This window comes from Paracidovorax citrulli (assembly GCF_900100305.1).
Classification (GTDB): domain Bacteria; phylum Pseudomonadota; class Gammaproteobacteria; order Burkholderiales; family Burkholderiaceae_C; genus Paracidovorax; species Paracidovorax citrulli.
Genome location: NZ_FNEY01000008.1, coordinates 45509 through 68444 on the forward strand (window position 1 = coordinate 45509; position 22936 = coordinate 68444).

The 22936-nt window shown below is 68.1% G+C and carries 22 protein-coding genes and 1 tRNA gene; 6 read left to right on the plus strand and 17 right to left on the minus strand.

Annotated features, from left to right (window positions below; translation table 11 throughout):
* Positions 1-57: 57 nt before the first annotated feature.
* From BLR99_RS07480 to BLR99_RS07495, 4 genes are read right to left on the minus strand one after another with little or no spacing between them, the layout of a single operon-like run.
* Positions 58-927 carry an ATP-binding cassette domain-containing protein gene (locus BLR99_RS07480; RefSeq protein ID WP_011796665.1) on the minus strand — a complete coding sequence of 290 codons (870 nt, stop codon included), beginning with the start codon at positions 925-927 and terminating at the stop codon, positions 58-60.
* Positions 924-1994 carry an ABC transporter ATP-binding protein gene (locus BLR99_RS07485; protein ID WP_011796664.1) on the minus strand — a complete coding sequence of 357 codons (1071 nt, stop codon included), beginning with the start codon at positions 1992-1994 and terminating at the stop codon, positions 924-926. The genes BLR99_RS07480 and BLR99_RS07485 overlap by 4 nt, the downstream gene beginning before the upstream one ends.
* 17 nt (positions 1995-2011) lie before the next feature.
* Positions 2012-2899 (minus strand): ABC transporter permease, encoded by an 888-nt coding sequence (locus BLR99_RS07490; RefSeq protein ID WP_011796663.1) that lies wholly within the window; start codon positions 2897-2899, stop codon positions 2012-2014.
* Complete coding sequence (locus BLR99_RS07495) at positions 2899-3861, minus strand: ABC transporter permease (protein WP_041828111.1); 963 nt, start codon at positions 3859-3861, stop codon at positions 2899-2901. Before BLR99_RS07495 ends, BLR99_RS07490 begins: the two co-directional genes overlap by 1 nt.
* A gap of 178 nt (positions 3862-4039) precedes the next feature.
* Here BLR99_RS07495 and BLR99_RS07500 point away from each other — a divergent pair, with 178 nt between their 5' ends.
* Positions 4040-4333, plus strand: coding sequence for a YfhL family 4Fe-4S dicluster ferredoxin (locus BLR99_RS07500; protein WP_011796661.1), 294 nt, complete (start codon positions 4040-4042; stop codon positions 4331-4333).
* Between the two features lie 33 nt (positions 4334-4366).
* Here BLR99_RS07500 and pth read toward each other — a convergent pair whose 3' ends face one another.
* From pth to BLR99_RS07535, 7 genes are all read right to left on the minus strand, one after another.
* On the minus strand, positions 4367-5008 hold the full coding sequence (pth, locus tag BLR99_RS07505; protein WP_011796660.1) for an aminoacyl-tRNA hydrolase: 642 nt from the start codon (positions 5006-5008) through the stop codon (positions 4367-4369).
* A 129-nt stretch (positions 5009-5137) separates the two neighbouring features.
* Positions 5138-5770 (minus strand): 50S ribosomal protein L25/general stress protein Ctc, encoded by a 633-nt coding sequence (locus BLR99_RS07510; RefSeq protein WP_011796659.1) that lies wholly within the window; start codon positions 5768-5770, stop codon positions 5138-5140.
* A gap of 165 nt (positions 5771-5935) precedes the next feature.
* Positions 5936-6895, minus strand: coding sequence for a ribose-phosphate pyrophosphokinase (locus tag BLR99_RS07515; RefSeq protein ID WP_074686990.1), 960 nt, complete (start codon positions 6893-6895; stop codon positions 5936-5938).
* A 44-nt stretch (positions 6896-6939) separates the two neighbouring features.
* A tRNA-Gln gene (locus tag BLR99_RS07520) sits at positions 6940-7016 on the minus strand.
* Positions 7017-7047: 31 nt separating this feature from the next.
* Complete coding sequence (ispE, locus tag BLR99_RS07525; RefSeq protein ID WP_011796657.1) at positions 7048-7905, minus strand: 4-(cytidine 5'-diphospho)-2-C-methyl-D-erythritol kinase; 858 nt, start codon at positions 7903-7905, stop codon at positions 7048-7050.
* Positions 7906-7913: 8 nt separating this feature from the next.
* A complete protein-coding gene (locus BLR99_RS07530) occupies positions 7914-8423 on the minus strand; it encodes a lipoprotein insertase outer membrane protein LolB (protein ID WP_116212502.1) in 510 nt (169 codons plus the stop codon).
* 11 nt (positions 8424-8434) lie between these two features.
* Entirely contained in the window at positions 8435-10240 is a 1806-nt protein-coding gene (locus BLR99_RS07535; RefSeq protein ID WP_041827552.1) for a tetratricopeptide repeat protein, read from the minus strand.
* A 29-nt stretch (positions 10241-10269) separates the two neighbouring features.
* Between BLR99_RS07535 and mutM the strand changes: the two genes are divergently transcribed.
* The 3 genes from mutM to mutY all read left to right on the plus strand — a co-directional run bounded on the left by mutM (position 10270) and on the right by mutY (position 14221).
* The gene (gene mutM, locus BLR99_RS07540; RefSeq protein ID WP_011796654.1) at positions 10270-11085 is read left to right on the plus strand and encodes a bifunctional DNA-formamidopyrimidine glycosylase/DNA-(apurinic or apyrimidinic site) lyase; all 816 of its coding nucleotides are present in this window, start codon (positions 10270-10272) and stop codon (positions 11083-11085) included.
* 86 nt (positions 11086-11171) lie between these two features.
* The gene (locus BLR99_RS07545; RefSeq protein WP_011796653.1) at positions 11172-13133 is read left to right on the plus strand and encodes a dynamin family protein; all 1962 of its coding nucleotides are present in this window, start codon (positions 11172-11174) and stop codon (positions 13131-13133) included.
* Complete coding sequence (gene mutY, locus BLR99_RS07550; RefSeq protein WP_011796652.1) at positions 13130-14221, plus strand: A/G-specific adenine glycosylase; 1092 nt, start codon at positions 13130-13132, stop codon at positions 14219-14221. Before BLR99_RS07545 ends, mutY begins: the two co-directional genes overlap by 4 nt.
* Positions 14222-14248: 27 nt before the next feature.
* On the opposite strand, the gene rapZ is transcribed toward mutY, so the two are convergent.
* From rapZ to BLR99_RS07565, 3 genes are read right to left on the minus strand one after another with little or no spacing between them, the layout of a single operon-like run.
* On the minus strand, positions 14249-15121 hold the full coding sequence (gene rapZ, locus BLR99_RS07555) for an RNase adapter RapZ (protein ID WP_011796651.1): 873 nt from the start codon (positions 15119-15121) through the stop codon (positions 14249-14251).
* Entirely contained in the window at positions 15118-16791 is a 1674-nt protein-coding gene (gene recN / locus BLR99_RS07560; protein ID WP_011796650.1) for a DNA repair protein RecN, read from the minus strand. The genes rapZ and recN overlap by 4 nt, the downstream gene beginning before the upstream one ends.
* Positions 16792-16793: 2 nt before the next feature.
* Positions 16794-17690 carry an NAD kinase gene (locus BLR99_RS07565; RefSeq protein WP_011796649.1) on the minus strand — a complete coding sequence of 299 codons (897 nt, stop codon included), beginning with the start codon at positions 17688-17690 and terminating at the stop codon, positions 16794-16796.
* A gap of 29 nt (positions 17691-17719) precedes the next feature.
* Here BLR99_RS07565 and hrcA point away from each other — a divergent pair, with 29 nt between their 5' ends.
* Positions 17720-18724 (plus strand): heat-inducible transcriptional repressor HrcA, encoded by a 1005-nt coding sequence (gene hrcA, locus BLR99_RS07570; protein WP_011796641.1) that lies wholly within the window; start codon positions 17720-17722, stop codon positions 18722-18724.
* A gap of 63 nt (positions 18725-18787) precedes the next feature.
* On the opposite strand, the gene BLR99_RS07575 is transcribed toward hrcA, so the two are convergent.
* Together BLR99_RS07575 and BLR99_RS07580 are read right to left on the minus strand one after the other, a co-directional pair.
* The gene (locus BLR99_RS07575) at positions 18788-19189 is read right to left on the minus strand and encodes a hypothetical protein (RefSeq protein WP_017437958.1); all 402 of its coding nucleotides are present in this window, start codon (positions 19187-19189) and stop codon (positions 18788-18790) included.
* A 148-nt stretch (positions 19190-19337) separates the two neighbouring features.
* Positions 19338-20027, minus strand: coding sequence for a LuxR C-terminal-related transcriptional regulator (locus BLR99_RS07580; RefSeq protein ID WP_017437957.1), 690 nt, complete (start codon positions 20025-20027; stop codon positions 19338-19340).
* Positions 20028-20895: 868 nt separating this feature from the next.
* Here BLR99_RS07580 and BLR99_RS07585 point away from each other — a divergent pair.
* Positions 20896-21873, plus strand: coding sequence for an endo-1,4-beta-xylanase (locus BLR99_RS07585; RefSeq protein WP_011796638.1), 978 nt, complete (start codon positions 20896-20898; stop codon positions 21871-21873).
* A 55-nt stretch (positions 21874-21928) separates the two neighbouring features.
* Here BLR99_RS07585 and BLR99_RS07590 read toward each other — a convergent pair whose 3' ends face one another.
* Positions 21929-22606 carry a S24 family peptidase gene (locus BLR99_RS07590; protein WP_017437956.1) on the minus strand — a complete coding sequence of 226 codons (678 nt, stop codon included), beginning with the start codon at positions 22604-22606 and terminating at the stop codon, positions 21929-21931.
* Between the last annotated feature and the right edge of the window lie 330 nt (positions 22607-22936).

A 22936-nucleotide genomic window follows, 5' to 3' on the forward strand; every position in this document is an offset into this window, starting at 1 on the left:
GCGGCCAGGTCCGCGAGCCCTTGCGCCTGGTGGATCAGCCACAGCCACATCACATATCTATGAATACGAAGCACTGCCCTCCTGCCCGGACGCCACCCGGGGAACGGCTGCCACCAGTTCCCGGGTATAGGGATGCCCGGGTGACCGGAACAGCACGTCCGGCGTTCCCCGCTCCACGATGCGGCCTTCCCTGAGCACCACGACCTCGTCGCACAGGTGGCGCACCACGGCCAGGTCGTGGCTGATGAGCAGCAGGGAGAGCCCGGCCTGCTCCTGCAGGTCCTGCAGCAGGTTCAGGACCTGGGCCTGCACCGAGACGTCGAGCGCGCTCACCGGTTCGTCGGCCACGACCAGGGCCGGGCGGGTGATGATGGCCCGCGCGATCGCGATGCGCTGGCGCTGGCCCCCGGAAAACTCGTGCGGATACTTGCCCGCATCGGATGGGCGCAGGCCCACCTGGGCCAGCACTTCGGCCACGCGCTCGCGCTGCTGCGGGCGGGGCAGGCCCGCCAGCGCCGCCAGTGGCTCGGCCACGATGCGCTCCACGGTCATGCGCGGATCCAGCGAACCATACGGGTCCTGGAACACCATCTGCACGTCGCGCCGTGCCGCGCGCAGGCCCGCCGCGCCGAGCGCGTGCAGATCGCGCCCCCGCAGCAGCACCTGGCCCGCGGTCGGCGTGTCCAGCGCCATCACGAGCCGCGCCAGCGTGGACTTGCCCGAGCCCGATTCGCCCACCACACCCAGGCTGCGGCCCGGCGCCAGCGCGAAATCCACGCCGTCCAGCGCCCGGAAGCGGGGTGCCGGAGTCCACAGGCGCTCGCGCGGCAGCGGATAGTCGCGCACCAGGCCGCGCACTTCCAGCAGCGGTGCCGGCAGGTCGTCCGCCTCCGCCGCAGCGCGGCCCGGGGCATGCTGCCCGCTCACCGCCGTGCCTCCGCCGCCTCTGCTGTCTGTGCCGCCTCCACGGCCTCCAGCCGGATGCAGCGCGCATGGTGCGCCGGCCCCACCTCCACAGGCACCGGCAAGCCGGCGTCGCAGTCCGCCACCGTGAACGCGCAGCGGCCCGCGAACGGGCAGCCCGGCGGCAGCGCGCCGATCTCCGGCACCGTGCCGGGAATGGTCGGCAGCCTCGCCCGGCTGCCTCCGGCCGCGCTTCCGGCTTCTTCCGTCCAGCGCGGCCGCGCAGCGAACAGCCCATGGGTGTAGGGATGGGCGCGGTGCGCGAACACCTCGCGCGTCGGGCCGTCCTCGACCACGCTGCCGCCGTACATCACCAGTACCCGTTCCACGTTCTGCGCGACCACGCCCAGATCGTGCGAGATCAGCACCAGCGCCATGCCCCGCTCGGCCACGAGCCCCGCGATCAGTTCCAGGATCTGGCGCTGCACGGTGGCATCCAGCGCGGTCGTCGGCTCGTCGGCGATCAGCACGTCCGGCCCGCAGGCCAGCGCCATCGCGATGGTGATGCGCTGGCGCTGCCCGCCCGAAAATTCATGGGGATAGGCGTCGAAGCGCTGCGCTGCCCGCGGTATGCCCACGCGGTCCAGCAATGCCACCGCCCGCGCGCGCGCCTCGGCCCGCGCCATGCCGAGATGGCGCCGCAGCGGCTCGGCCACCTGCGCGCCGATGGTGTGCACGGGGTTGAGCGCCGTCATTGGCTCCTGGAACACCATCGCGATGCGCCGCCCGCGCAGGCGCGCCAGTCCGGCGTCGGGCATGTCCAGCAGCTCCTGGCCGTCGAAGCGCACGCGGCCCGTGGCCCGGGCGCCCTCGGGCAGCAGCCCCATGAGCGCCATCGCGGTGAGCGACTTCCCGCAGCCCGACTCGCCCACCAGGCCGATCGTGCCGCCGCGTGCGAGCGTGAAATCCACCCCGCGCACCGCTCGCGCCATGCCGTGGCGGGTGGGCAGGTCCACCTGGAGGCCGCGCACCTCGAGCAGGGCGCCCGGAGTGGTTGAAGGGGCGGGGGGGAGGAACTTCCCGGAAGTCACTGGCGGACCTTCTTCGTTCAGCGGCGGCGCGCCAGGCGTGGATCGAGCAGGTCGCGCAGCCCGTCGCCCAGCAGGTTCAATCCCAGCACCGCCAGCGCGATCGCCAGCCCGGGCCACACGGCCAGCAGGGGCGCCTGGAACATCAGCGTCTGCGCCTCGCTCAGCATCCGGCCCCAGGAGGGCTGCGGCGGCTGCGTGCCCAGGCCCAGGTAGGAGAGGGCGGCCTCGGCCAGGATCGCCAGCGCGAACTGGATCGTCGCCTGCACGGTCAGCACGGCGGCGATGTTGGGCAGCACATGCTCCAGCGTGATGCGCCAGGGGCCCTTGCCGCACGCGCGCGCCGCCAGCACGTACTCCCGCGCCCAGACAGCCTTGGCCGAGGCGCGCGCCACGCGCGCGAAGGTCGGGATGTTGAAGATGCCGATGGCGATGATCGAATTCACCACGCCGGCACCCCAGACGGCGGTCAGCATGATGGCCGAGAGGATCGCGGGAAACGCGAATGTGAAATCCGCCAGGCGCATCACGGCTTCTTCGACCCAGCCCCGCCGGGCCGCGGCCAGCAGCCCGAGTGCCGTGCCGGCCGTGAGCCCGATGCCTACCGCGATCACGCCCACCAGGATCGAATTGCGCGCGCCCACGAGCAGCAGTGAGGCCACGTCGCGTCCATACGCATCCGTGCCCAGCCAGTGCGCGGCTCCGGGCGGCAGGAGGGCCGATCCCATGTCCATGTCGTAGGGCGACCCGGGCGTCCACGCGAAGGACAGCCCCGCCGCCAGCACCATCACCAGTGTCAGCGCGGCGCCGAGGGCGAAGCTGGGATGCCGCAGGGCGCGACGCAGCCCGTCCGCTGCCATGGCGGGCCGGGTGGCGGCAGGCTCGGGGGCGCGGAGCGGCGTGCGCATCAGAGACCGCTCGCTTTCACGCGGGGATCGATCGCCGCGTAGAGCAGGTCCACGGCGAAGTTCACCACGATCACCATGGCCGCCAGCAGCATCACGCAGTTGCGCACCACGACGAGGTCGCGGTTCGCGATCGACTGGAAGATCAGCCGGCCCAGCCCCGGCAGGTAGAAGACGTTTTCCACGACGATCGTGCCGGCCAGCAGGTTCGCGAACTGCAGCCCCATGACGGTGACCACGGGAATCATCGCGTTGCGCAGCACGTGGCCCCAGAGCGCCGAGCGCCGCGACAGGCCCTTGGCCCGGGCCGTGCGCACGAAATCCTCGCGCAGCACCTCCAGCACCGCGGAGCGCGTGATGCGCGCGAGGATGGCGGCCTGCACCACCGCCAGCGACACTGCGGGCAGCAGCAGCGCCTGCAGCGCCGCGAGCGGACTGCCGCCCGATGCTTCCGTCCAGCCGGGAAACCCCCCCGCCGAGAACCACTGCAGCTTCACCGAGAACAGCAGGATCAGCAGGATCGCGAACCAGAAATTGGGGATCGCGATGCCGATCTGCGCCAGCCCCATCACCCCCACGTCGCCCCAGCGGCGATGGCGGGATGCCGCGTACACCCCCGCCAGCAGCGCGAGCACGGTCGTGATCGCCATCGCCATCACCGCCAGCGGCACCGTCAGCGCCAGGCGCTCCAGGACCAGGTCGCGCACGGGCGTGCCGTAGGCCAGGCTGGTTCCCATGTCGCCCGACAGCAGGCCGCCGATCCACTGCACGTAGCGCAGCGGCGCGGGCTGGTCCAGGCCCAGCCGGGCGGCCAGAGCCTCCACCGCCTCGGGAGACGCGTCGGGGCCCATCATTACCTGCGCGGCATTGCCGGGCAGGATCTCCAGCACCAGGAACACGACCACCGACGCCCCGGCGAGGGTGGCGGCGAACGTGAGCAGGCGCTTGAAAAGGAACGGTCCCATGGAGAGGCGGTCGGGGGCGTGGGCGGAAAGGCGCAGCATAGCGGCAAACACGCCGGGGCCTTCCGAGGCCGGAGGCCGCCGGCCCCTGGCACGGCATGGGGATGGCGGGCTGGGATAATCCTTCCATGACGCCCGTTTCCCGCACGCCCACCGTGCGCCGCTCCATCCGGAGGCACCCATGGCCCTGATGATCACCGACGAGTGCATCAACTGCGACGTGTGCGAGCCCGAGTGCCCCAACCACGCCATCTACCTGGGCGAGGCCACCTACGAGATCGACCCGGACAAATGCACGGAGTGCGTGGGGCACTTCGACGAGCCGCAGTGCGTGCAGATCTGCCCCGTGGCCTGCATCCCGGTCAACCCCCTGCATGTCGAGAGCCGCGAGACGCTCATGCAGAAGTACGTGCGCCTGGCCGGGGCGGCAGCAGGTCCAGGGGCTCCGGAACGTCCCTCCGAAACCTCCGGATAGCGCGCGGGGCCGTGCACCGCGGCGCGAACCCGCCTACTGGTCGCCAGGAGCCGCAGGCGCGTCCACCGGTGCCGCAGCCGGCCGTGGGGGCTTGGGCCGCGGCGGCTTGGTCGTGTGCACCAGCAGCGTGGCCTTGTCCATGTCTCCGGCCAGCATGGCGGGCGCGGCCTTCAGGGAGTGGGCAATGCTGTCCTCGATCAGCGTGCGGTGGTCGGGCGACGGCTTCTTGAGCACCCAGTTCGCCACCTCGGCCTTCACGCCCGGGTGCCCGATCCCGATGCGCAGGCGCCAGTAATCCGGCGAGCCCAGCTGGGCGTGGATGTCGCGCAGGCCGTTGTGCCCGGCGTGGCTGCCGCCACGCTTGAGCTTGGCCTGTCCCGGCAGGATGTCCAGCTCATCGTGTGCCACCAGGATTTCCTGCGGCTGGATCTTGAAGAAGCGGGCCAGTGCGGCCACCGACTTGCCCGAGAGGTTCATGAAGGTCTGCGGCTGCAGCAGCCACACGCTCTGCCCGTTCACGTTCGCCCGGGCGACCAGCCCGTGATAGGCCCGCTCCGGCACGAGGTGCACCTTCAGGTCGCGGGCCAGCCCGTCGATCCACCAGAAGCCCGCGTTGTGCCGCGTGGCGTCGTAATCCGGCCCGGGGTTGCCCAGGCCCACAAACAGTTTGATCATGGTGCGCGCGATTATCCGGGGAGCGCCGGCAGGCGCCCCAAAAAGCAACGGCCCACGCGCTCGGAAGCGGTGGGCCGTGGCCGGCGAGGGCGGCCCGCGGGCGGGCAGCTTTCGGTCAGCGGGCAGGAATTACTTCTTGCCCTTCTTGGCGGGAGCGGGAGCCGGTGCGGCAGCGCCTTCGGCCGGAGCCTCGACTTCGGCCACCGGGGGCACCACGGACACCAGCACGGGGTTCTGCTGGCCACCGCGCACCACGGGGGACACGCCGCGGGGCAGCTTGATGTCCTTCAGGTGCAGCGAACGGCCCTTTTCCAGCTTGCTCAGGTCCACGTTGATGAACTCGGGCAGGTCGGAGGGCATGCAGGACACGTCCAGTTCGGTCGCCACGGGGTTGACCATGCACTTGTCGATCTTCACGGCCGGGGACTCTTCGGCGCCCGTGAAGTGCAGCGGCACCTTCATGTGCAGCTTGGTCTTCTCGTCCACGCGCTGGAAGTCGATGTGCAGGACCAGTTGCTTGTACGGGTGGTACTGCACGTCGCGCAGCAGCACCTTGCTGGTCTTGCCGGCCAGTTCCATGTCCAGCACGCTGGAGTGGAAGGCTTCCTTCTTCAGGGCGTGCCACAGGGCGTTGTGGTCCACCTCGATGAGTTGGGGTTCGGCGGAACCGCCATAGACGATGCCGGGCGTCTTGCCCGAATTGCGCAGACGGCGGCTCGCACCCGTACCTTGCTTTGCGCGCTCAAAAGCGACGAAGTTCATGTTTCACTCCTGTGGGGGCCTGCCGCGACCAGCGGGCCCTGCGTTGACAAAGACCCGCGCCGTCAAGGCCGCGGGCCGTAAAGGTTCCCGAACGCGCAAGCCTCCCGAAGGAGGCTTGGCATCGACTGCCCCGCTGGAAGGCGGGAGCAGGGGAGGATGGAATCCTCAGTCCGAGAACAGGCTCATCACCGACTCTCCCTTGGCGATGCGCTGGATCGTCTCGGCGATCAGCGGCGCCACGGAGAGCTGGCGAATCTTGGTGCATCCCTTGCCGGCTTCGCTCAGGGGGATGGTGTTGGTGACGACCACCTCGTCGAGCGCGTCGCCCTGGGAGATGCGGTCGATGGCGGGGCCCGAGAAGATCGGGTGCGTGCAATAGGCGTACACCTTCTTGGCACCGCGCTCCTTGAGGACCTCGGCCGCCTTCACGAGGGTGCCTGCCGTGTCGATCATGTCGTCCATGATCACGCAGTTGCGGCCTTCCATCTCGCCGATCACGTGCATCACTTCCGAGACGTTGGCCTTCGGGCGGCGCTTGTCGATGATGGCGAGATCGCAGCCGAGCTGCTTGGCCAGCGCACGCGCACGCACCACGCCGCCGACATCGGGCGACACGACGATGAGGTCTTCGTAGTTCTTCTGGCGCAGGTCGCCGAGCAGCACGGGCGACGCGTAGATGTTGTCCACGGGGATGTCGAAGAAGCCCTGGATCTGGTCGGCGTGCAGGTCCATGGTCAGCACGCGGGCGACGCCGACGGCCTGCAGCATGTTGGCCACGACCTTGGCCGATATCGGCACGCGCGTGGAACGCGGGCGGCGGTCCTGGCGGGCATAGCCGAAGTAGGGGATCACGGCACTGATGCGCTCGGCGGATGCGCGCTTGAGCGCATCGACCATGATCAGCAGTTCCATGAGGTTCTCGTTCGTGGGGGCGCAGGTGGACTGCACCACGAACACGTCGCGGGCACGGACGTTTTGCTTGATTTCCACGGTGACTTCCCCGTCGGAGAAGCGTGCCACGTCGATGGCGCCGAGGCTCGTGCCGAGATGCCGGGCGATATCAGCGGCCATGCCTGGATTGGCATTGCCGGTGAAAACCATGAAGTCGGGGTGATTGGCTTGCATGCGAGACCCAGCAGTCTGAAGTAAATGCCCGAAGCGGAAAGCTTTGGCAGGGGAAGAAGGATTCGAACCTTCGCATGCCGGAATCAAAATCCGGTGCCTTAACCAGCTTGGCGACTCCCCTACACAGGTTGACTGCCTGATGGCAATCCACCTCAATCTTCATCTGCTGCCCACCCTGCTAGGGGGTGGAGCCTCAGATTATCACATACTTTTGCCCTCCATCCGGTGGGCAGATCGAATAAATCGATCGCATGTGTCATTTGCGCAAACACCGCACTTCCCGAGCCGGTCATTCGTGCCTGCAATCCCTTGTGCTCCAGCCAGCGGATGGCTTCGGAGACCTCGGGGCAGAGCGTTTCTGCGACCGGCTGCAGAACGTTCTTACCAAATTGGTAGTGTGCTGCAGCAAAGCCTGAGATTGTAGCACGCTCTGAATTGCGTTCCAGCGAAGGAGACGAAAAAATCGATTTCGTATCCAGTCCGGCTTCGGGCTTGACCACCACGAACCGGCTCTGCGGCAGCGCGTGCACGTTCTCGAGCGGCATGATTGTCTCACCGATTCCCTCGACCCAGGCGTTCCTGCCGCGCAAGAAGAAGGGAATGTCGGCCCCGAGCGACAGTCCGATGCGCTCGAGCGCCGTGCGGCCCAGGCCCAGCCCCCAGAGCCGGTTGAGGGCGAGCAGCGTGGTCGCCGCGTCCGAAGAGCCGCCGCCCATCCCGGCCTGCGCTGGGATGGACTTCTCCAGGACGATGTGCGCACCCTGCCGCGTGCCCGTGGCCGCCTGCAGCGCGCGGGCCGCGCGCGTGCAGAGGTCGTCGGCAGGCAGCCCGGCGCCCATGTCTTCCCGGCTGATTCCGCCGTCCGGGCGCAACTCGATATGCAGCGTGTCGCACCAGTCGATCAGCATGAAGACCGACTGCAGCAGGTGGTAGCCGTCGGGCCTGCGCCCGGTGATGTGCAGGAACAGGTTGAGCTTGGCCGGGGCAGGCAGGTCGTGGAGCGTGCGCATGGATCGGGTCAGCGGTCCAGCACGATGCGCAGCGTGGCCTCCGGCAGCGGGCTCTGGCGGTGCGCGGTCAGCCGGCCGTCGTCCAGCCTGCTGGTATCGACCGTCCAGCCGGGTATCGCTATGGCATCGCCATCGAGCCAGGCGAAGAGCGCCGCGACGGGCAGCGCGCTGCCCGTCAGTTCGAGCACCAGCGCGTCGAGCGATGGGGAAGTGCGGCGCTCGCCGCCCTTTTGCAGCACGGCGCCGGCAGGGGACCATTCCAGGGTGGCGAGCACGTTGCCCAGAGGGTTCAGGAGCACGAGCTCTCCCTGCTGCGGTCCGCCGCTCAACTCGAATCCGGCGCTGACGGGCGCCACCGCGGGGTCGTCCACCTGCAGGGCCATGCGGCCGTTCCACTGACGCGTGCCCGGCTGCGCCGCGGTCCTGGGCGGGCGGGGCGGGGTGGCGCATCCGGCCAGCACCAGCGCGAATCCTGCCACGACTCCGATCAGACTGCGGCGCAGTGGCACCGCGGGCAAGGACGCCACCCTCACGGGGCGGCCTTCAGCCGCTTGATGGTTTCCTGCAGCGTTTCGTTGTCCTTGTTCAGCTGCAGTCCGGTGCGCCAGACCTGCAGGGCCCTGGAGCGCTCGCCCATGGTCCACAGCACCTCGCCCAGGTGGGCCGCGATCTCGGGGTCGGGCTGGCGCTGGAAGGCTTCGTTCAACAGCCGCGCGGCCTCGGCGTGATTGCCCAGGCGGAACTCCACCCAGCCCAGGCTGTCGGTGATGAACGGATCCCTGGGCGCGTAGGTCAGGGCCTTCTGGATCAGTTGCCGGGCTTCCTGGAGGCGGATGCCACGCTCGGCCAGCGAATAACCGAGCGCGTTGTAGGCGTGGTGGTAGTCGGGGCGCTTTTCGATGATCTGGCGCAGCAGCCGCTCCATGCCGGCCAGGTCGCCGGCCTTCTCGGCCAGCATGGCCTGGTCGTATGCCAGGTCGTAATCGCCCGGCGCCATCGCCACGGCCTTGCCCTGCACCTCGAACGCCTGCTGGTACTGCTTGGCGTCGCGCAGCAGTTGCGCCTCGGCCACGAGCTTCTGGCGTTCTTCCACCGGGTTTCGGGCCGGCAGGCGGCGGATCAGCGCGATGCCTTCGTTCAGTTTGCCCTGCCGCGCCAGCAGCGAAGCGCGCCGCGTCTGAGCGGCCAGGAGTTCGGATGAATTCTCGATTTTTCCGAGCCAGGCTTCCGCCTGGGCGAGGTCGCCGCGCTTTTCGGCGATCTGCGAGCGCAGCAGGTAGGCCTGGCCCATGGCGGCCTTGCGCGGGTCCGTGGGCGGATAGGACTGCAGCAGGCGTTCGAACTGTTCCAGCGCCGATTCGGATTCCTGCAGGCGGTCGGATTGCAGGGCCAGGGTCGCTTTCAGCAGCCAGGCCTCGGCCATGTCCGGGGCTTCCCGCGTGAGCAGGTCCAGCTGCGTCCCGGCCTCCGAATAGCGCTGCAGGTTGAGGAGGACCCCCGCGTAGGCCATGCGGATCTCCGGCTGGGGCTTGCCGCCCATGTACCGGGCCACCAGCGGCTCGGCGTCGGCTTCTCCCGCCTCGACGAGCTGCAGCGAGAGCAGGGCCGCCGCGTCCAGCGTGGGCTCCTGCGCCAGGGCGTTGCGGGCGGCCTCGAGCGCGCCCTTGCGGTCGCCGGCAGCGAGCCGCATCCGCCCCAGCGCCGTCCAGGCGAGCGGCCCGGTCGCCGGGTTCTGCAACTGGTCCGCCAGGGCCTTCTCGACGATGGCGGCCGCGGCTGCCTTGTCAGATGCGCGTCCGTACAGTTGCGGAATGGCCTGGAGTGACAGCAGCCGGTCCTTCGGCGGAGACTGCGCCAGTTCCTGCCGCAGCAGGTCGCCCGTCTCGTGGATGCGGTTGAGCGCGATGAGGATCTGCAGCACGTAGCGATTGGCCTCGCGCGATTGCGGCTGGGCTTCCTTCCAGGCACGCGCTGCCGCCAGGGCGTATTCGCCGGAGCGCGACTGCAGCGCGATGTCCGTCGCGCGCCGGTAGAGCTGGGCGTCGCCGCTGCGCCGGGCCGCTTCGAGCATGAGGGCATAGCCGGTGCCGGGGTCTCCCTGGCTGGTGCTCAGTTCGCCGACGAGGATGTCGTAGAACAGTTCGGCATCCAGGGCTGCGCGCGCTTCGCTGTTGGGGATGTTCTCCACCTGCAGTTCCGTCTGCTGGGTTCGCGCGGAGGGGGGCGGGGGAGCAGCCGGGGCCGCGAAAGAGGGCGCCGCCACGGCATACAGTGCGCACAGCAAAGCGGCACTCCGAAGTCGATGTGATTGCTCCATCGACTCATAATAATCCATGCCAGATACTGTTTGCGGAGCCCGACCATATGCCTGAGTTGCCCGAGGTCGAAGTCACGCGCCGCGGCATCGCGGACGCCGTGGCGGGTGCGGTGATCGAGTCCGTGGTCCTGGGGAAGTCGCTGCGCTGGCCCCTGGGCCGTGCTCCCGAAGACCTGCACGGCCTGCGCGTCGTGGCCGTGCGGCGCCGCGGCAAGTACCTGCTGCTGGACCTGGACCGCGGCATGCTGCTGATCCATCTCGGCATGTCCGGAAGTCTGCGCTTCGACCGGAGCGCCGATGCACCCGGCGCGCACGACCATTTCCTCATGGCCACCAGCCGGGGCACCCTGCGCCTGAAGGACCCGCGCCGCTTCGGTGCCGTCGTCTGGGCGGATTCCGAGACGAGCCCGCAAGCGGTGAAGCTGCTGGGCCGGCTCGGAGTGGAACCGCTCGGCGATACGTTCACGCTGGAGGGCTTCGTGGCGGCGCTGCGGGCCAGCCGCCTGCCCGTCAAGCAGTTCCTGCTCGGGGGCAGGGCGGTGGTCGGTGTCGGCAACATCTATGCGTCCGAAGCGCTGTTCCTGGCCGGCATCCGGCCGACGGCGCGTGCCTCGTCGATCGGGCCCCTGCGCGCCCGGCGCCTGCACGAGGCGATCCGCGCGGTGCTGGCCCGGGCGGTGGAACGAGGCGGCAGCACCCTGCGGGACTTCGCCGGCGTGGATGGCAACGCCGGGCATTTCCAGCTCGAAGCCCACGTCTATGGGCGCGAGGGCCTGCCGTGCCGTACCTGCGGCACGCCGATACGCTCCATGCGGCAGGGGCAGCGCAGCACGTACTATTGCATCCGCTGCCAGCGTCCCTGATTTGAATGGGCAATGCCGCCCGGGGTACTGATATATTTTGCAGGTGCCTGCAGGGCCGCAGCGCAGCATCCACCTCCAGGAGCACCGTGGGACCTTCTTTCAACGAGCAATTCGACCAGCATGGCGCCTGGCGGCGCGCGTTCGCGCTGCAACTGAAGCACCTGGGGGAATGGATGTCGTCCCATGCCCTCATGGATGCCGCCATCGAGGAAAAGCTGCGCCGCCTGGAAGACCAGGTGCGCAGCGACAGGGTCATGGTCGCATTCGTCGCGGAATTCTCGCGCGGCAAGTCCGAGCTCATCAACGCGATCTTCTTCGCCGACTACGGCCGCCGCATCATGCCGGCCAGCGCGGGGCGCACCACGATGTGCCCTACCGAACTCGGGTACGACCCGGCGCTGCCCAACAGCCTCAGGCTGCTGCCCATCGATACGCGCAAGCAGTCCCAGGGCCTCGCCGAATGGCGGCTGCGGCCGGACCAGTGGACCGAAGTCCCGCTGAACGTCGGCGATGCCGAGCAGCTCGCCCAGGCCATCGAGAAGGTGTCTGAAGTGCGCAGGGTCCCGCAGGACGAGGCGCGCGCCCTCGGCTTCTGGCACGACGACCAGCCGCAGGAGAATCCCGTGCCCGACGCGAACGGGCTGGTGGAGGTGCCGGCGTGGCGCCATGCGCTGATCAATATTCCCCACCCCCTGCTGCGGCAGGGCCTGGTCATCCTGGACACTCCCGGCCTCAATGCCGTGGGTGCCGAGCCGGAACTCACCATCAATCTCATCCCCCAGGCCCATGCCGTGCTGTTCATCCTGGGCGCGGATACCGGCGTCACGCGGTCGGACCTGGAGATCTGGCGCCAGCACGTGGCGCCGTCCGTGGGCCACGCGGATGCGCAGCTGGTGGTGCTCAACAAGATCGACACCTTGTGGGACACGCTGAACTCCCCGACCCAGGTGCAGGAGCAGCTGGACCGGCAGCGGCTGGCCTCCGCCGACATGCTGGGCGTGGCGCCCGACCAGGTGCTGCTGGTGTCCGCCCAGAAGGGCCTGGTGTCCAAGATCCACTGCGACGACGTGTTGCTGGAGTCGAGCGGGCTGCCGGCGCTGGAAGATGCCCTGGCTCAGGGAGTGATGGGCAAGCGCCAGGCCATCCTGCGCTCGGCCGTGACGGCCGGCGTGGCGTCCCTGCGCTCGGAGGCGGGCCGGACGATCAACATCCGCCGCCGCGACCTCGACGACCAGATGCTGGAACTGCGCAGCCTGCGCGGCAAGAATGCATCGGTGATCGAATCCATGCGCGTGCGCATCGAGCAGGAGCAGCGCGAATTCGACGCCAGCGCCGCCAAGATCCAGGCGGTGCGCGCCGTGCACCTGAAGCTGCTGCGCGACATCTTCCATGATCTGGGCGCGCGCTCGCTCAAGGCGGAGATGACGGCGCTGGTCGAAACCCTTCAGCAAAAGGGGATCAAGCTCGGGGTCCGCAAGGTGTACGCGGATACGTTCGAGCGCCTGCGCGCCATCATGGACAAGGCCCAGGCCTCCGCCACCGAAATCCACGCCATGCTGGGCGGAACGTTCCGCCAGCTCAACGCGGACTTCGGCTTTTCGCTGCAGGTGCCCGCCACGCCGCGGCTCGAGGGGTTTCTCACGGAGATCCAGCAGATCGAAAGCCGCCACCTGCAGTACATCGGGGTAGGCAACACCCTGCGGCTGGCGCAGCCCGACTTCACGCAGCGCCTCGTGCGGGCGCTGGGAATGCGCCTGCGCACGGTGTTCGAATCGGCCGCGAACGACCTGGAGCTGTGGAGCAAGTCCGCCACCGCGCAACTCGATGCGCAACTGCGGGAGCGCAAGCGCAGCTTCGCCCGGCGCATCGAGGCCGTGGACCGCATCCAGCACGCCGCCAGTGGCCTCGTGGAACGCATCGCGGAGATCGAGCAGGCCGAGCAGGAACTCGCGCAACTGGAGGCGCGCCTGCACGAGCTGACGGAGCAACTGGCTTCCCTGCCGGCGGAAAACGGCAAGCCCCAGCCCCGGGCGCCGCTGTCCGCATGAAGCGCGAGGTCCCCGACATCGCCACCGAAGTGGTGCGCTGGCAGGCCGTGCACGGCCGCAACCACCTGCCGTGGCAGCAGACGCGCGACCCCTACCGGGTCTGGCTGTCCGAAATCATGCTGCAGCAGACGCAGGTCAACACGGTGCTGGACTATTACACCCGGTTCCTGGAGCGGTTCCCCGACGTGCGCGCCCTGGCCGCGGCGCCGGAGGACGACGTCATGGCCCTCTGGAGCGGGCTGGGCTACTACAGCCGCGCCCGCAACCTGCACCGCTGCGCCAGGGAGGTCGTGGATCGGTACGGCGGGGAATTTCCGCGCTCCGCCGAGGCCCTGGCCGGCCTGCCTGGCATCGGCCGTTCCACGGCCGGCGCGATCGCCTCCTTCTGCTTCGCGGAGCGCGTGCCCATTCTGGACGCCAATGTCCGGCGGGTGCTCACGCGGGTGCTCGGCTTCGATGCCGACCTGGCCGTCGCCCGCAACGAGCGTGACCTGTGGGACCGTGCCAGCGAACTCCTGCCGCACGACGATCTGCAGGAGGCCATGCCCCGCTACACGCAGGGCCTGATGGATCTGGGCGCGAGCCTCTGCACGCCCCGCAAGCCCGCCTGCATTCTCTGCCCCCTGCAACCGCAATGCGTGGCCGCCGTGGCCGGCAATCCCGAGGATTACCCCGTGCGCACGCGCAAGCTGCTGCGGCGGGCGCAGGCATGGTGGTTTCCGCTGCTGCACGACGGCGAGGGGCGCCTCTGGCTGCAGCGCAGGCCTTCCGAGGGCATCTGGGCCGGCCTGCATTGCCCGCCCATGTTCGACAGCCGGGAGGATGCGCTGCAATGGCTCGCGCAGCGCGGCGCGGGCCGCACGCCGCGGGAACTGGACACCGTGTTCCATGTCCTCACGCACCGGGACCTGCACCTGCATCCCCTGCTGGTGCGCGGGCCGGAAACTGCCGCGCCCGGCCAGGCCGAAGCGGCGCAGGAGGGCGGCTGGTACACAGCCGCGCAATGGAAGGCGCTGGGATTGCCGGCCCCCGTGCGCAAGCTGCTGGAACAGTTGCAGCTGCCCGCTGCGGGAGCCGTGGAGGCCTGAGCCGGGGTGCCCGGGCAGGGCGGCCGTCTAGCGCCCGTCGAGTTCCCGGTGCCGTCGCAGCGTCGTCCAGCGGTCTGAAAATTCCGCTGCGAGCTGCTCGACGAGATACACGGACCGGTGCTGCCCCCCCGTGCAGCCGATCGCCACCGTGACATAGCTGCGGTGGTTCTGGGCCAGCGGCTCCAGCCAGTGCCCCAGGAAATGGGTGATGTGTTCGCGCATCTGCCGCACCTCCCGGGCCTGTTCCAGGTAATGCACCACCGGCTGGTCCTTGCCGGTGAGGTTGCGCAGACCCGGCTCGTAGTGCGGGTTCGGCAGCATGCGTACGTCGAAGACATAGTCCGCGTCCACCGGCACGCCCCGCTTGAACGCGAACGACTGGAACACCAGCGTCAGTTGCCCGGGCAGCGCGGGCATCAGGCTCTTCACGTAACCCTGCAACTGCGCGGCGCGGATGGCACTGGTGTCGATGACGTGCGATTGCTCGCGCAGGTCGGCAAGCAGCTCGCGCTCGAGCTCGAGGGTTTCCAGGAGCGCATGCGGCTCGCCATACCATTCATCCCGGGACAGCGGATGGCGGCGGCGGGTTTCCGAGAAGCGGCGCACCAGCGTGTCCGTCGTGGCATCCAGGAACAGCGAATGCACGGTCACGCCTTCCCCGCGCAGCCGGCGCAGCTGCTGCGGCACCAGGGGCAGCGCCGTGGCGCTGCGCACGTCCATGGCGATGGCCACCCGGTTGCCGTGGTGCTGGTGCTCGAGCGCCACGAAGGCCGCGAGGAGTTCGGGGGGGAGATTGTCCACGCAGTAGTAGCCCGCGTCTTCCAGCGCGTGCAGCGCCACGGACTTGCCGGAGCCCGACATGCCCGTGATCAGCACGATCTCCAGGGTGTCTGCCATCATGGCCGGGCTCCCTTGGCCGCCGCGCGGCTGTTGTCCAGCATCTCTCGGGCGTGCGCCAGGGTGGCGGCCGAAGCGCGCTCGCCGCCGAGCATGCGCGCCATTTCCTGGATGCGGCGGTCGCCTTCCGTGGCCGCCACGGTGCTGACCGTTCCCTGTGGGCGGGAGCGCTTGGACACGACGAGGTGGTGGTCCGCGCACGCGGCCACCTGCGGCAGGTGGGTCACGGCCAGCACCTGCCGGTCGCGTCCGAGCCGCTGCATCAGTTGGCCCACGGTCTCCGCAACGGAGCCGCCGACGCCGGAATCGACCTCGTCGAAGATCAGCGTGGGCGCTTCGCCCAGGCGGCTGGTGGTCACCGAGATCGCCAGCGAGATGCGCGACAGCTCACCGCCCGAGGCCACCTTGCCGATCGGGCGCGGCGTCACCCCCTGGTGGCCCGCCACCAGGAAGGCCACGTTGTCCAGCCCGTGCGGGCCCGGCTCGGCCTGCGCGTCGAGCGCCACGTCGAAGCGGCCGCCCTTCATGCCCAGCCCCTGCATGGCCTGCGTGATGGCGCGCGCGAGCTGCGGGGCGGCCTTGGCGCGCTTCTGCGAAATCTCCCGGGCGGCCTGCATGTAGGCGGCTTCGCTGCGGCGGGCCTGCTCCGTGAGGGCTTCCACGTCCGAGGCCCCGTCCAGGCGTGCGAGCTCTTCCTCCCAGCCGGCGAGCAGCGCGGGCAGGTCCTGCGGCTGGCGCTTGAAGCGCCGGGCCAGCGACATCCAGAGCCCCATGCGCGCATCCAGCGTTTCGAGCCGGTCCGGGTCCACGTCCGTGTGGCGCAGGTAGGCCTGGAGCGAATGCGCCACGTCCGATGCCTGGGCCAGGCAGGACGCCAGCACGTCCAGCATGGACTGGAACTGCGGATCCAGCGACGCCTTGGCTTCCAGCAGGCCGCGGGCGCGCACCAGCGGGCCGTGCGCGCCCGATTCATCGTCCTCCAGCGCCGCCAGCGCGGCCTGGGCCGTGTCGATCAGCGCCTGCGCATGCGAAAGGCGCGTGTGCTGCGCGTTCAGCTCTTCCCATTCGCCATCGGCGGGGGCGAGTTTCTGCATCTCCGCGATCTGCCACTGGAGCCGGTCGCGCTCCTGCTGGATGTCGTTCTGGCCCGCGACGGCGGCATCCAGTGCCTTGCGGTCGTCGCGCCAGCGCGTCCAGAGGGGCTGCAGGCCTTCCGGGCGGATGCCGCCGTACGCATCCAGCAGGCCGCGCACAGCGTCCGCGCGCGTGAGGCTCTGCCAGGCATGCTGCCCGTGGATGTCGAGGAGGCGGGAGCCCAGGGTGCGCATCTGCGTCGCGGTCACCGGCACTCCGTTGATCCACGCGCGGCTCTTGCCCTGGGTGTCGATGGTGCGGCGCAGCAGCAGGCCGTCCTCCGGTGGAATACCCGCATCGTCCAGCCAGGCCGCGATGGCAGGAGTGCCATCGAATTCCGCGCACAGGTCCGTGGACGCCGCGCCTTCGCGTACCACCCCCGGATCGGCGCGCGCGCCCAGCAACAGTTGCAGCGCATCGATGAGGATGGACTTGCCGGCGCCGGTTTCGCCGGTCAGGACGGTGAATCCGGAATGGAGGTCCAGCTCGAGGGACTCGACGATCACGAAATCACGCAGCGCAATCCGCTTCAACGCCATGCTCAGTAGCCTCCTTCGTTCCAGCGGAGCTTCTTGCGCAGCGTGGCGAAGTAGTTCCAGCCGCGCGGATGGAGAAAGCGCGCCCGGTAGTCCGAGCGCTGTACCAGGATGCGGTCGCCGTGCTGCAGGGACGCGAGGGACTGCATGTCGAAATTCGCGCTGACATCGCGCCCGCTGACGACTTCCACGGCCACTTCCATGCTGTCCGACAGTACGATGGGCCGGTTCGACAGCGTATGCGGCGCGATCGGCGCCAGCACCCAGCCGGGAATCGTCGGGTGCAGCATCGGGCCGCCTGCGGACAGGGCATAGGCGGTGGAGCCCGTGGGCGAAGCGATGATGAGGCCGTCTGCGCGCTGGTTGGAGACGAAATGGCCGCCCACTTCCACGCGCAGTTCCACCATCCCGGAGGTGGACCCGCGGTTGACCACCACGTCGTTCATCGCCAGTGCCTCGAACACGCACTGGCCCTGGCGCATCACCCGGGCCCGCATGAGGGGGCGCAGGTCTTCCTCGTACTCGCCGCGCAGCATGGGTTTGAGGACCGTCGGGTACTCGCCCAGGGGAATGTCGGTGATGAAGCCGAGCCGGCCCTGGTTGATGCCGATCAGCGGCGTGCGGTACTGGGCGAGCTGCCGGCCGACGCCCAGCATCGTGCCGTCGCCGCCCACCACGAGGCAGAGATCGCAGTCCAGCCCGATGCGCTCCACGGAAAGCGCCGGGTAGTCGGTGAACCCCGTGTTCGCGGCGGTATCCGCCTCGAGGGCGACCTCGCACCCCTCGTTGGCCAGGAATCTGGCGATGCCGTCCAGCGCGTCGCGCGAGCTGTCGGACATGCCTGCAGAAGTGGGCGCCTGGTACTTGCCGACGAGCGCCACGCGTTGGAACCTGAGCTTCATCGCGGAAATTAGATCATTAAAATGATTCAATGCTCGATGACCGTGCCAAGTTGTTGCTCAAAGCGCTGATCGAGCGCTACATCGCCGACGGCCAGCCGGTGGGATCGCGCACCCTGTCCAGGTCGTCGGGGCTGGATCTTTCGCCGGCGACCATCCGCAACGTCATGGCCGACCTGGAGGACATCGGGCTGATCGCCAGCCCCCACACCTCGGCGGGCCGCATCCCCACGGCCAAAGGCTACCGTCTGTTCGTTGACACCATGTTGACGGTGCAGCGCGGCGAGCTGTGCTCCCCCGAGCTCGCTCCCGACCAGCCGCAGAAGGTCATCGCGAACGCGGCGCAGCTGCTGTCCAGCCTTTCGCAGTTCGTGGGCGTCGTCATGGCTCCGCGCCGGCCGTCGGTCTTTCGCCACATCGAGTTCCTCCGCCTTTCGGAGCGGCGCCTGCTGGTCATCATCGTCTCGCCGGACGGCGACGTGCAGAACCGCGTGATCTTCACCGAAGTGGACCATTCCCAGTCCCAACTGGCCGAGGCCGCCAACTTCCTCAACAGCCATTATTCCGGCCTGGGGATGGAAGAGGTGCGCGAGCGGCTCAAGACCGAGGTGGACCAGTTGCGCGGAGAGATCGCTTCCCTCATGCAGGCCGCGGTGAACGTCGGCTCCGAGGCCATGGCCGCCTCGCAGGAGGAGGTGGTCATCTCCGGCGAGCGCAACCTGCTGGCCCTGAGCGATTTCTCGAACGACATGGGCAACCTGCGCAAGGCCTTCGACCTCTTCGAGCAGAAGACCCAGATACTGCGCCTGCTGGACGTCTCCAACCGGGCCGAGGGTGTGCGCATCTTCATCGGGGGCGAAAGCCAGGTCGTGCCGTTCGAGGAGCTCTCGGTGGTCAGCGCCCCCTACGAGGTGGACGGGCAGGTCGTGGGCACGCTGGGCGTCATCGGTCCTACGCGCATGCCCTACGACCGCATGATCCAGATCGTGGACATCACCTCCAAGCTGGTGACCAACGCGCTGAGCCATCGTCGCTAGGGTGCCCGGTCCGGATGACGCGGCATGCGGCCATGGCGGACCGGAAAGCCGGGGGCGGACGGTTTACCGGCCGTCGCTCCAGGTACCTGCCTTGATCACGGTGGTCGAGGTTTCGCAGGCTTGCCGCTTCTGCTGGATCGCATCGGCCGACAGCCCGTAATAGTAGGCATCGAGCGGCCGGCCCATCAGTCCCTTGCATGCACCGCTGGCAGGCCGCGGACATTGGCGCATCAGTGTCACCTTCCCCGGTTTCCCAACGAGCCCGGCCGATGCCTGTGCTACCGCATCGCAACTGCTCTTGAGTTGCTCCGCCGTGACGTCGGACGAGAACTCCATGCAGTCTTTCACCGCAGTCCCGGCACCCGCGACGGAGATGGTGCCCTCGATCACGCAGGCGCGGTTGGCGGACCAGGCCGCAGGGGCGACGAGCAGGCCGACGGCAAGCAGTGGGGCGGCAATCCTCATGTTTTCTCCAATTTTCGGGATGGCGGAAGGCGGAAACGCGGATTTATACGTGGTGGCCCCTTCGTCCGGTGCCCCGCCATGGCAGGAATTGCGTAACCCGTTGTATCGCTGGCGCAGTTCGAGGCTGGTTCCGCAGTAACCCGATGGCTCAGGACCCATCGACCCGCACACCGCGCAGCCTGGAGATCAATTCCACGCGATTGCTCACCCCGAGCTTTTGCAGGATGGCCGTCAGGTGTTCCTTCACCGTGTGCTCCGAGAGATGCAGCGCATTCGCGATGGGTTTGTTGGGCAGCCCCTCCAGAACCAAGGCGAGGATCTGGCCCTGGCGCGGGGTCAGGCCGAGATCGACGGGAGCGAGATGGATCTCCCGCAGAGGCGTGGCGCCGAGGGCTGCGGGGGAGAGGGATGCCGTTGCCCCCGGGTCGAACCAGGAGGCGCCATCGAGCACGGCATTGACGGCGGCATGGAATGTCTCGGGCGATTCCCGCTTGTGGACGAACCCGTGCGCTCCACTGGCCCGGACCTTGAGCACGATGGCCGGATGGTGGTCCGCGCTCATGATCAGCATGCGTGTTTCCGGAGACATCGCGAAGAGATTGCCGATGAACGACGTCGCTGCGCCCTCCGCGAGCCAGAAATCCACCAGGGCGAGGACCGGGGAACCATGCGAGGCAATGATGCGCAGGGCCTCGGACGTCTCGTGGGCGTGGCGGACGTCTGCCAGGCGGGGATGGCCGCGCAGGAACTCGGCCATGCCGCGTCCGACGAGGGGATGGTCATCCACGACCAGCGCGCAGCGCGTCAGCGGAAGACGGGAGGAGGCGGGCAAGGGCATATGACGTTCTGGCGGTAGGGGCCGGATCGTCATAAGCAACGCGCCCGCGATCGCGAGGTTAACCCATGAGCGGAGGTGGGCGAGTTACAAACTACTGCCGAGGCGTATGGGTGAACAGACTGCCCCGATGCCGGTCCGCATCTCACGCATGGCTTTCCGGCATGGCTTTCCGGACTGCCGATACGCGGCCATACCGGTGCTCCAGGAAGCCGCTGGCGCCTGTTTTTGCCGCGGTCCAGCCGGCTATGCGACAATCGGAGGCTGTGGGCCGTTAGCTCAGTTGGTTAGAGCAGAGGACTTGACGGGGAGGTTCCTGTCCCCAGGCGACGGCCTGGGAATGGAGCGGCACCCAATGGGTTGCTCAAGGTAAGTTCACTCTGCCTTGAAGTAGAACTTCTCAAATTCGGTGAACGCTACTGCGCGTCCTGCGCGCTATGCCAACGCCGAGCGAAGCCCTCCGCAAGGAGGGAACGTGTAGAGACTCGACGGGAAGGCCGAAAGGCAAGACAGAGTCCAGGCCACGAACCGGAAACGGGCGGCGAAAGCCGAAGTGGCACGCATAATCCTTTGGTCGCTGGTTCGAGCCCAGCACGGCCTACCACATACACGAAAAACCGGGGCGACACGCTTCGCCCGATGCCGGCTCGGGGCGCATGGCGCCCTGAACGTCCCGCCACCCAGAAGCCGGGTGTTTCCGCACGGCTCCTGGCGCTTCGTGGCGGATGTCGATGCCGCCAGTGTGGCCAGCACCCGCGTTTCGCTTGCTGCTTCACGGGTTCGCCCCGAAGACGACAGTGCGCATCCGCTTCGATATGGTGCCCTTGATCTCCCGCCCTTCGAGATCAATCCCTGCTATCGGAAGGTGCCCATGAAAAAACTGACATCGTTTCTGTTCGCGCTGTCGCTCTCCTTCGCTGGCGCGGCCGGTGCCGTACCCATCGCTGCCGGCAAGCAGCGTTTCCTGGGGTGCGCCTACAGCGCCCCGGAGGCGCGGGATTTCGACAAGTACTGGAACAAGGTCACGCCCGAAAACGCCGGGAAATGGGGCAGCGTGGAGGCGGTTCGCGGCCGCATGGACTGGAGGGCTCTCGACGAGGCCTACAACTTCGCCAAAAAGAACCACATGCCTTTCCAGTTCCACCAACTGATCTGGGGCAGCCAGCAGCCGACCTGGGTGCGGACGTTGCCGCCGGCAGAGCAACGTGCCGCGATCGAGCATTGGTTCGCCTCGGTGGCGCAGCGCTACCCTGACATCGATTTCATGGAAGTGGCCAACGAAATACTGCCGGGCCACAACCAGCCCGACGGCAGGTACCCTGACAGCGGCAATTACATGCAGGCGCTGGGTGGTGCAGGTGCCTCCGGCTGGGACTGGGTTCTGCAGGCGTTCCGGCTGGCGCGGCATTACTTTCCCCGGTCCAAGCTGATGATCAATGACTTCGGCATCACTGGCAGCGCCAACGCCACCCGCCAATATCTCCGGATCATTCAGTTGCTGCAGCGCGAACATCTGATCGATGGGATCGGCCTGCAGGAACATGCCTTCGAGACCGCTTACGCGCCCATGTCGCTGCAGCGCTCCAATCTCGACATCCTGGCTTCCACCGGCGTGCCGATCTACGTCACCGAATTCGATCTGGACGGGGCGACCGATGCCCAACAGTTGGCCAGCTACCAACGCATTTTCCCGATGTTCTGGGAACACCCGGGCGTACGCGGCGTGACCCTGTGGGGCTTCCGGCCCGGCCTGTGGCGCGACGCCGAACGTGCCTATCTGGTCCGGCAGAACGGCATGGAGCGCCCGGCGCTGGTGTGGCTGCGCAACTACGTGGCGAGCAGGTCGTGATGCGGTGCTCGGCGTGCTGAAGGGTTCAACGCGGTGTTTGAATCCGTGCGCAGGGTCAGATCTTCCGTCCGTTCCAGATCCAGATGACTTTGCCCAGGATCTCTACCGCGTGCTTGCCGTCCAGCACGTCCACCGTCTTCACGGTGGGGTTGTCGCTGCTGATCTCGTAGGCCCCGTCCAGACGCTGGCGCACCCGCTTGATGAAGAGGCGGTTCTGGGCCGCCAGCACATAGACCCCGTCCACCTCCAGGGTGCGTACGCCCGCGTCCACGAGGAGCACGTCGCCATCCAGGAACGTGGGCTCCATGGAGTCCCCATAGGCATGGATGAAGCGCAGGTTATCCGGCGTGCTCAGGCCGCGCAGCGTCCTGCCGATCCATGCCGGCGACAACGTGAGGTGACCGACCATGACATCTTCAGGGACCATCTCGCTCCCGGTGCCCATGGACGCGGTGTTCGCCAATTGAGGCACCGACACGCTGCTTTCCGGTGAAGGCGGCCGGGCAGTCGTTTCCCCGCGCCTGGTCGCCGGCCCGTCGCCCGTCAGCACCCAGGCGGCCGAGCAACCGATGAGCTCCTCGGCCTTGAGTGCCCCCGCCTTGGAAACTCCCCGCACCTCCCAGTTCTTGAGATTCTGGGGCGACTCCCCGAGCAGCCGGGCTACTGCGGACTGGCCTGCAACATCCCTGATCTCGGACGCGGCTTGGTAAAGGCGGGCGGTGCTCTCATGCATGGCTTCATTGTGCCCCAATTAAACAAATTGTTTTAAACAAAAGTTGGACTTTTGTGTAAACGTGATGTTTAATCAATGAACGCGAGTTCGGTACGGCAGCGCGGCCGCTACGGAGTTCGACAGCCCTTGGAAGGTTTCCGTACCACGAACCATGACTACGAGGATGGCCATGCCCCCCTGCAATTTTTCTGCACTCGAAGAGGCGTACAGCTCCGCCGCCAACGCTTCCGACCTGCGCTTTTGTGTCCGCGAGAGCTCTCCCCATGCACCTGCCGATGTCCTGGTCGCGGCCGGTTGGAGCCGCTCCCACATCGGTGGATCGCTCCTGCG